At 47.8% G+C, this 10001-nt stretch carries 6 protein-coding genes; 4 read left to right on the top strand and 2 right to left on the bottom strand.

Going from position 1 to position 10001, the window contains the following annotated elements; all coding sequences use genetic code 11:
• Positions 1 to 191: 191 nt before the first annotated feature.
• Entirely contained in the window at positions 192 to 4991 is a 4800-nt protein-coding gene (locus VJB08_05660; GenBank protein HLD43441.1) for a LamG domain-containing protein, read from the top strand.
• 122 nt (positions 4992 to 5113) lie between these two features.
• Here VJB08_05660 and VJB08_05655 read toward each other — a convergent pair whose 3' ends face one another.
• Together VJB08_05655 and VJB08_05650 are read right to left on the bottom strand one after the other, a co-directional pair.
• Positions 5114 to 5683 (bottom strand): hypothetical protein, encoded by a 570-nt coding sequence (locus VJB08_05655; protein ID HLD43440.1) that lies wholly within the window; start codon positions 5681 to 5683, stop codon positions 5114 to 5116.
• A gap of 199 nt (positions 5684 to 5882) precedes the next feature.
• Positions 5883 to 6728, bottom strand: a complete 846-nt coding sequence (locus VJB08_05650) for a hypothetical protein (protein ID HLD43439.1) — start codon at positions 6726 to 6728, stop codon at positions 5883 to 5885.
• Positions 6729 to 6821: 93 nt separating this feature from the next.
• On the opposite strand from VJB08_05650, the gene VJB08_05645 reads away from it, so the two are divergent.
• Genes VJB08_05645 through VJB08_05635 form a run of 3 tightly spaced genes read left to right on the top strand, consistent with a single transcriptional unit; the run spans position 6822 to position 9658 of the window.
• Entirely contained in the window at positions 6822 to 7802 is a 981-nt protein-coding gene (locus VJB08_05645) for a MoxR family ATPase (GenBank protein HLD43438.1), read from the top strand.
• Positions 7802 to 8689: a DUF58 domain-containing protein gene (locus VJB08_05640; protein HLD43437.1), complete on the top strand. Its 888-nt coding sequence runs from the start codon at positions 7802 to 7804 to the stop codon at positions 8687 to 8689. The genes VJB08_05645 and VJB08_05640 overlap by 1 nt, the downstream gene beginning before the upstream one ends.
• 12 nt (positions 8690 to 8701) lie before the next feature.
• Complete coding sequence (locus VJB08_05635; protein ID HLD43436.1) at positions 8702 to 9658, top strand: VWA domain-containing protein; 957 nt, start codon at positions 8702 to 8704, stop codon at positions 9656 to 9658.
• Positions 9659 to 10001: the final 343 nt, after the last annotated feature.

The raw sequence follows: 10001 nt of genomic DNA, 5'->3' as shown, positions 1-10001 counted from the left end.
GGGGGGGGGGGGGGGGGGGGGGGGGGGGGGGGGGTGGGTATAAAACCTTAACACAAGGAACAGATGGTACGTCGAATGGAGCAACAAAAGGGAGTGGAGGAATTGGATATGGGGCTGGTGGTGGCGGAGGGGCTGGAACCGACACAGGAAACATAGGCTCTGGTGGAGGAGGGGGCGGTGGTAATGGCGGTGTGACCACTCAAAGTGGAATGAGCGTTCCAGATCCCAGCTACACAGTAGTGGTTGGTTCTGGAGGAACTGCAGGGACCGCGGGTGGAGTAGCTGGAGGCGCAGGAGCAGGAGGGTTCTTGCAAATTATCTACAATATTCAAACAGTATACAAGACTGAAGGCAATGTTACATCGGTCAATCTCCTAGCAGGACAGACAGTATCCAGCATTGATATGTTCGGGTATAATGTTTCATCAATTCCGAAAAATACAAATGTTAGTGCGCAGTTTTCCCAGGATAATCAGACATGGGTCAACTCAAGCAACGACATAGGCGGATGGGATAACATGACGCTGGGGGCCGGTGGTATAAGCCTTTCAGCCCTGAACTGGTACGGATCGAATTTTTACTACCGAATCCAGTTAAGATCAAATAGCTCCAATACCCCTATAATGGACAGCATACATCTCAATTACACCTCCTCCTCAAAGTCAATCGCAGAAAAGCAGGGATCCTATGGAATAAAAGTAAATGCAAGCTCGCTGATAGCCATTGTGAATACTGGAGCGCTTCAGAGCGCATCAACACCCATATCACAAGGAAGATGGTATCATGCTGCAGCAACATACGACAATTCACAGTTGACACTCTACCTCGATGGTGTATCGTCAGGAAGCCAGGCAACGTCAGGAAGTGTCCAGCAAAGCGGCTACGACTTTTTCATTGGTTCGCTTGATTCCCAAGTGAATTTTTTCAACGGAACAATAGACGATGTCAAAATCTATAACCGCTCTCTCTTATCTTCAGAAATCTACCAGCATTACATCTCCGGATTAGGCAACCATACAGAATCCCTGGCAACAATGATTTATAACTTCACAGCACCTGGAGAAAACTGGACCTGTGAAGTTACGCCTATAGACTACTTGAGTTTAGGAAGCCCGGCGAATTCAACCAGATTTACAGTCAAATTCAGGCCTCCAAGTGTAACCGCACTAAACTCCAACGCAACCGAGAACATCACAAGATCTGCAAATACAGTAAACTTTTCTGCTGTAGTGACTACAGTAGAGGCAGGAACGCTTTTGGTTAACCTGAACGGCACAAGCCTCACACAATCCTCAAACAATATCTGGTGGTTGACTTCAACCCCGTCAAGCCTGGGCTGTGTTGCTGAAGGAAGCTGTACTCTGATACTCAACGCAACTATTGGAGATGGAGAGAACACAAGCCAGACCATAACCCTAACCATAGACAATACAGCTCCTGTCATCTCCGAATTCAAGTCAAATGACACAGACAATGTAACAAGGGCTGACAGGCTGCTCAATTTGACTGTGACAGTGACAGACACCAACATCCTGAATGTCAGCATCAATGGAACCTATCTGATCCAGGCTGGCAACAACTGGTGGAGCACGAACACAACAGCAGGCTTCGGCTGCCCTGCAAACGATAATTGCCAGCTGAATGCAACAGCCTTGGACAAGGCTGGAAACTTCAAGACTGCTGCGTATAACTTTACTGTGGATAACTCAACTCCCACAGTCTCGGCCATCTTCACCAACAAGACAAATAATGTGACAAGAAGCGACGTGAACCTCACCTTCAACATCAGCGCCTCAGATCATATCAAAAACATCAGCCTGAACAGAACCTATCTGCTGATAGGCAACCTGTATTGGTACACGATCAACACCACCACACAATTAGGATGCCCAACAAGCGGAGTCTGCTCTCTCGCCTTTAATATAACAGATCTTGTTGATCAATCAAACACAAGCGAAGGCATGAACATCAGCATTGACGACACCTTCCCAACCATCCACAACTTTACCTCAAATAAAGCTCCATTAAATATCACAGGCCAAAACCAGAATGTGAACTTCACAATAAGGGCCAATGATACCGGCTCCCAGGCAAACATCACAATCAATGGCTCAGTCATGACTCAGAACGGAGACGGCACAAACATCTCCTGGCTTGCAGCAACTCCTTCAACCCTCGGCTGCCCAAGCACAGGAAATTGCACCTTGACTGCAATAATCATTGACCAAGCAGGAAACAGTAATGCAACAAATTACACACTAACCTTGATCGGCCAGGGTCCAGATCCCTTTGCGCTCCTTGAGCCTAAAGACGGAACAGTATCAGGAAACCAATCTCCATTCCTGAGATGGCAGGCATCAAGCAGCTCAGTATTTGCAAACTACTCAATCCTTGTTGACGACACAGGAACATTTGAATCCATAGAGTTCATCTACAATACAACAGGAGTAAACTCAACGAATGCAACAGCAGACGATGTCTGGTCAACCAACAAAACCTGGTTCTGGAAGGTTATTGCATACGATACAGAAGGGTTCAACAGATCCTCAACCCAGGCATTCAAGTACATCATTGACCGCTCTGCTCCTGTGATTACAGGAGAAACAAACACAAGCGGAGAAACGCCTATCATTTACGCAAACACCAGTGTCCTTGCAAACGCTACCGTAGTTGACGACAACCTCAACCAGGCCTGGATCTCAGGAAACTGGACAGGAGAATGGCAGAACATCACAGTAACAGCAAACAACGCAGGAAATTATACCTTCACGATTGGCTCTGGAAACTTCTCAACAGGCGAAGTTGTAGGATGGAGGTATTATGCAAATGACTCCGCAGGCAACATGACAACAGGCTCCTTGCAATCCTTTAACATCTCCAATAGAAACTCCCCTCCAGCACCCAGCCTCGCAGCTCCAATCAACAATTCTATCAAGGCCGCAAACAATATCATCTTTGGCTGGAACCCCTCAATAGACAGCGATAATGATAATGTAACCTATGAGCTTGAGGTTGGAAATGATGCCTCCTTTGCCTCCTTTGACCTCGTTGTTGTGAATATATCCCAAACAATGTTCAGCAACATCTTCACCAACGCAAGCCTTTCAGCAGGAACAAAATACTGGCGTGTCCGTGCCTATGACGGATTCAATTATTCAGCATACTCGAACGTATCGGTTTTGGATTCAAAGGATTCAGCCATTAACATCACAAGCCCATTGAATGATTCAGTCCTGCAGAGAGGATCTGCTCAGACAATTACAGTGCAGAATCTCAGGGGAGCTGACTGGATCAGCAATGTTGTTATTGAGATTAATGGAACCCAATACACAGCAAGCGCAGCAAATGACTGGTCAGTCACCCTCACAATCCCTGATCTCCGGAAAACCCTGGTTAACATAACCGCAATCGGCTACAATAGCTCAAATCAGGACACAACCAGGGCGTTCATAATAGCCAGGATATCAAATTCCTCAGCAGCCCCAAGGATAGAGTATGTTTGCTCAAACGAGAGCTATATCTTCAATAACAGCAATGCAACGCTTGTATGGAAGGTTACAGACAGCGCGCCATTGAATTCAACCAACATCACAATTTTAACTCCAGCATCGGCAACCCTCAACCTTTCTGTGGATCGCAGCGAGCAATCCGGCCTCGCAACAACCTATTATTCCTCTTACTTCATTAATGAAACAGGGAATTATACTCTCACAGCATCAGTTACGGATATCAATGCAAACACTGCGGTCCTCAATGGAACAGTCTATTCCTTTGCTGTTGGGAATGGCACCAAGCCAATCAACCTCACAGGCATCGGCATTACAGGATTCAAGCTCAGGGATAGATGCGGAGCCTCTCTTCTCGGAACAGGCAGCAACCACTCTGTGCCAATCGAAAGCATAAACAATATTGAAGGAATAACCTCAGGGCCATCCATTGTCGTAAACAGGGCCAATGCGTCCAATATCACTTTCCTGTTCAATTACACAGATATGGGAACAGGCATCATCCCTCCTTCATCTACGCGATCCCTTCTTCAGTTCGGCCTGCATACCAATTTTACGAATTACCAGAACTTTACAATCACGTATAACTATTCAGATGCCCAGTCTGCAATTGACGCAGAAAACAGCCTTGCAGCCTACTACTGCGCAGACACTTCCTCATGCGTATGGGCGCAGCTCACATCAATACTGGACAATACGCAAAAAACAATCTCAATAGAGGACAACAGAACAGGCTATTACCTCATTGGGGAGCCTGTAACCACAATAACAAGAACTGTAGTCACAGGAGCTCCTCTGTCTCCAGCTGCCCCTCCTAAGCTTGAAACCAAGGTTGTGTCATTGAAGATGGAGGCAGTCGAGCCGCTTGCCCTCTACATCAGCCAGGAAACCCAGAATCCCATTAAGATTACAAATATCGGCCAGCTTGCTGTCAATGGCATCTCCCTAAGCGCAGCCAGTGATGACGATGATCTCAAAGTGAATATAAGCCCGCAGTACTTAAGCCTGCTCAATATACAGGAAGCATCGCTCCTGAATCTCAGCATTGCATCGCAGCCAAACGCAAAGTTTGGAAGAAGAGCGATTAATATCACTGCTGCTGCAAGAAAGCCGGATATCTCGGAATCATTAGTAGTGTACATTGACATTACAGACAGGGAAGGCTTGAATAGATCAAGTCTTCTGAGAGAGCTGGAGTTTGCCAAAGACCTCTTCAGCCAGAATCCTGAATGCAATACCCTGCGGTATTTGATCGACGAAGCAGAAGCTCAGGAGCAGCTGGGGAATCTTAAGCAGGCCCTGGCTCTCGTTGAGCAGGCCATAGAGGCATGCCGGGACAGGACAGGAGTCCAGGCAGCGCTGAAATCTCCCCCAAGGTTCAGGGCAAGAGACGTAATGATCTTCATCGGAGAGCTGACAGCATTGATCCTTCTTGGAATGCTCATGTACGGATACTACAAGGCAAGGGGAGAAGGAGGAGGATAAGGCGCAGGGGCCGCACGATCCCAACAAGCCCGGAGGGCCATCAAGACCAATCGGGGGGGAGCACTCACAAAAAAGCAGTAGCAATCATGGCACCAAAATATAAAATAAAAAAAATAAAAAAATCAACCCGTGGAATTTGTTTGATTTCCACTAGGCAAGCACTGTCCGCTCAAGCACCAATTTGAGCACCATTGGTATACATAATCTACGGTCTGGCTGGAGCAGCTTGAACTGCAGGTTCCTGGGAAACTGCACGCATAACTCGTGAATTCCCTGTGCACATTTCCATCACCCCCGCAATACGGAGTGCCTGTCCATCCTGATTGCCCGCAATCGCCTGCTGTGCTGCATGCTATTGACAGATTTTCATCAGCCTGGCCATTGCAGTTATTGTCAAAGCCGTCGCATCTTTCTGGCACAGGCTCACAGTCTGGCAATTCCTTGTTGTCTTCCTTGCTTGCACAGTCTGCATCACCAGGTAGAGAGCCATCTCTACATCTTGTGCTTTTAGTCAAATAATCACAATAGCCATCTCCATCGTTGTCCACGCCATCGTTGCACTGTGTTTTTACCAGAGGATTTTTTGCTTCCCCGGTTATGCCCGAACTCTGGACATAGCCTAATAAGAATATTGCCACAGCGGCTAGAATCAAAACTAAATAGGTCGAGTTTTTCGAGTTTTTCTGCTTCATTTTTCACCTCCTTGGTTAATATTTTAAGCAGTATCCTTAAGATGGAAGTCTTATTTATTACTTCCTATTTGGGGTGAATGGGTACCTATTGACATAAGGCAAGCGCCCATTCCCTTCCGATAAAATAAGACTTTTCTCAGTTGATAGTAATGAGCATTAACAACATATTGCCACTGTCGAGTTAAGATTTGCGCCAAGCTTACCCTTTCAGATGCTGCTGAAGATCAGAATAAAATGCCCGAATCCGCTGCCCAACAATCTGTTTCTCCGATGAAGCGAGGTTCTGGTAGGCAGTATAGATATCACGATAGACTCCAACTGCTTCCCTTGGATTGTCCTGGAGGGTTTGCCGCCCCTTGGCCAGCAAATCGTCGATTTTCTTGACCTTTTCATGGTGGTCTGCCTCAGATTTAAATATGCCTTTAAGCTGGGATCGTTTGCGGTCAGCAAGCTTCATGATGATGGACCGAAATTCTCCAATAAGGCCGCGAAGCTCATTTTTGGAATATCCATCCTGGCTGTACTGGAGCTTGGAAAGATTTTTTGAAAAAAAGATGATGTCCTTGTTGTTCTTTGCCAATTCCTGCTCAAGTTCCTCATACGTGAATTCATAATTGATGTTGAGGTAGTCTGCAAAAAATCTCCTGATGGTTTGGATAAGCCTCTCAAAGACTGTGTAAGAATCAGTATAAGCAAGATCCTGCTCAAGTTCATCAATAATCTCAAGTGCGTGTTCGTATGATTCAAGATGCCTGAGCTCAGGGATGCTTCCCGAAGGCTTACGGAACAATGTCCTGAAACCGTGCCATCGCTTTGGAGGAGCCCCAGCCAGAGGCCGCAGTTCCGGTTTCTTAGGCGATCGTTTGCGGAAGAGGTCACGGATGAGAAGCACAGCAAAGATGAGCATCATGAGAACGATAATCGGGATCGGCAACAGGATAAGCAGAGGATATTCCTCTCCAAGGATTTGAACAGCAGAGACAGAAGACGCAGCAAGCACAAAGATACCACTAACCAAAACAGGCTTCGCCTTCACATACGCCATACACCTGCTAGGAACTCGACGCTTTAAAAAAGATTAGGAGCATTGCAGAGTAACACTAAAGCTTAATAAAGGCAAAAAAGGTTGGCTGGTGGCATGGGCAATCAGGGGCAAGACATCAGGCAGTACGCAGCACAGCTTGAAAGTATACGCAAGGAGCTGTCAAGGATCATTGTTGGCCAGGAAAGAATCATAACAGGCCTGCTGAGGGCGCTTCTCGCAAACGGGCATGTGCTGGTGGAGGGGGTTCCGGGAACTGCAAAAACGCTTGTGATCCGGGCATTGGCGGCAGTGACAGGCTGCAAGTTCTCGCGAATCCAGTTTACTGTTGACCTGCTCCCTACAGACATCACTGGAATCACGATCTATGAAGAGCGCAAGGGATTCAGCATCGTAAAAGGCCCGATCTTCGCTGAATTCGTTTTGGCAGATGAGATCAACCGCGCTCCTGCAAAGACGCAGTCTGCCTTGCTGGAAGCTATGCAGGAAAAGCAGGTCACAATCGGAAAAGAAACCTTTCGGCTTCAGGATCCCTTCTTTGTCATGGCAACGCAAAACCCCATCGAGTCCACAGGAACCTACCAGCTTCCTGAAGCGCAGATGGACAGGTTCCTGTTCAAAATCCTGATCGATTACCCCTCACTGGATGAGGAGAAGACAGTGATCGACACGAATATCAATATCCACAAGTTCGAAGAGTACCAGCTGAAGAATATTGTAGGGCCAAATGACATTGTGAAGATGCAGCAGGTAGTGAAGGATATATATCTGGGAGAGGATATTAAGAAGTACATAGTCAGCATCGTTGATGCCAGCCGCCACCCCCAAAAGTACAATGTGGCCTTGGGGAAGTATATTGAGTGGGGGGCGTCTCCCCGCGCATCAATCAACCTCAGCATTGCTGCAAAGGCTGAGGCATTGCTCCACGGAAGCGACTATGTAGACCCGCAGTTTGTAAAGAATGTTGCCCTGGACATTCTCAGGCACAGGATCCTTCTGAACTATGAGGGGATAGCTGAAGGAATCAGGACTGATGATGTAGTGAAAGAGATTCTGGTCAGGGTGCCAATACCCTAATGGCAAGGCTCCATATAGACATATCAAAGATTGTCAAGCAGATAGAGCTTGCTACCAAGGATCTCATCGGAGGGGGCCTCAGCGGAGGCTACCAGTCCGCATTCAGGGGATCTGGCCTTGAGTTTGTGGGTTACCGCCCCTACACACAGAATGATGATGCCACGCTAATCGACTGGAAAGCTTCCAGAAGATCAGACCAGCTCCTGATCAAGGAGTTTATGGAGGAGCGAAACCTCAATATTTTCTTCCTTGTCGACACAAGCGCCTCAATGATGTATGGATCGACTGAAAAGCTGAAAAGCGAATACGCAGCGGAGTTTGTTGCATCGTTTGCGTATGTGATGCTCGGGAACCGCGATGCTGTAGGCTATGCCTTTTTCAATGAGCATGTGCACAAGAAAGTTCCTCCTGCCAGCACAAAGATCCGGTTCTTCCAGTTGACGCAGGACCTCGAAAACCCGGGAAATTATGGCGGCGGCTGCAATCTGAGCAATGCGCTGGAATTTTGCGTGAAGAGGCTTCCAAAAGGAACCATGACGTTTGTTGTCTCGGATTTTATCGGCATAAAAGAAGACTATACGAAATACCTGAGCGTTGCTAGCCAGAAGCTTGACCTTATAGGTGTGATGATTCGGGACCCACGCGACAGAACGCTTCCCCAGGACAATGTCCAGGTCATGGTAAAGGACCCCTTCACAGGGAAGCAGCTGCTCTTTGTTCCTGAGGATATGAAGGATGCATACGAGTCCTATGTGAAGGAACAGGAGCACGAAATCCAGAACATGTTTTTTCAGAAAGGCGCTGACTTCATAGCGCTCTCAACAGACAAAGCCTTCGTAACACCGCTGATAGACTTCTTCAGGCGCAGGCAGAGGAAATTCAGGTGAGAGAAGTGAAAGATGGCATTTGAATTTACCAACCCGCAATACCTCTGGTTTTTCCTAAGCATACCATTCCTCATTATTGTCCATTTTGTCAGCCTGCGCTCCAGCAGCCAGAAGGCGATAGAATTCGCCAACTTTGAGGCCCTGGCAAAGATCAGGCGGCGCATGGAGAAGGAACAGCCCCTCCTGAGCATCTTTCAGTACAAAAACCTTGTGCCCTTGGCGGTAAGGGTCACATCTTTAACCTGCCTTGTGCTGGCAGTTTCCGGCCTGATCTATTCCTACAGTGGAGAGGCCCCAAATTTTGATTTTGTCCTCGCGATTGACATCTCATCATCAATGCTGAGCGAAGACTTGCAGCCGAATCGCCTTGAGGCTGCCAAAGAGGCTGCGGGCGCCTTTCAAAAGCTTGTTTCACCTGCGTCCATTGGCCTGGTGACCTTCTCCGGAACCAGCTTCATTGAATTGGACATGACAGATTCGGAAGCAGAGGTGGGAAATGCTATACAGCGCATTGCAATAAGGAACATTGGAGGAACTGACCTTGGAGGCGCAATCATCACATCAGTGAATCTGCTGAGCCAGGCAAAAAACGCAAAGGCAGTCATTCTGCTGACTGATGGGCAGAGCAATATCGGCGTCGGGCCAAATGATGCAATTTCATACGCAAGCCAGAAGGATGTAGTCGTTCATACAATTGGGGTAGGCACGCTCGAAGGCGGATTCTTCCGGGATCTCAACGTGACGACAAAGCTTGATGAGGAGACTCTCAAAGAGATCGCAGAGCAGACCGGAGGCTTGTATTTCCGGGGCCAGGACATTCCGGAATTGAATACGGCATTCTCGCAGATTGCGGACTTTACGCGAAAGACAATCACCCTGCCGCTTGCTCCTGCTCTACTGCTCATTGCCATCCTTCTCTGGGTCTTCGACTGGCTCCTCATCAGCACAAGGTTCAGGATCATACCGTAGGGGCTCCGGTGAAATCTCGCTGTGGCTTGCGAGTGAGCTCGTTCTCACTCGCTAACAAGCCACCGGCTGCCGCAAACTTCGCCCAGTGTTGTTTTGAGTGTTAAGCGACATTCCCCGAAGGTGCTAAAAAGAGCTACGCTCTTTTGGCACACCAAAACGCCCGACGGCGTTTTGATTGTGGCAACCCCCTTGTCGTTATTGTGTCCTTGGCTTCAGGGGCTCACAAATGGCCGCCATCGCCATCTTCTACCGAGCTTCTCAAAGCAAGAATTTAAATAGCAGTACTGGCAAATCTTCGTCCATGGACCTCACAGAGGAAGCATATCATCAGGCAGTCGAAGTC

Source organism: Candidatus Nanoarchaeia archaeon (assembly GCA_035290625.1).
GTDB lineage: Archaea > Nanobdellota > Nanobdellia > Woesearchaeales > DATDTY01 > DATDTY01.
The sequence above is the reverse complement of the archived record's forward strand: the minus strand, read 5'-3'. Positions and strand labels throughout refer to the sequence as shown.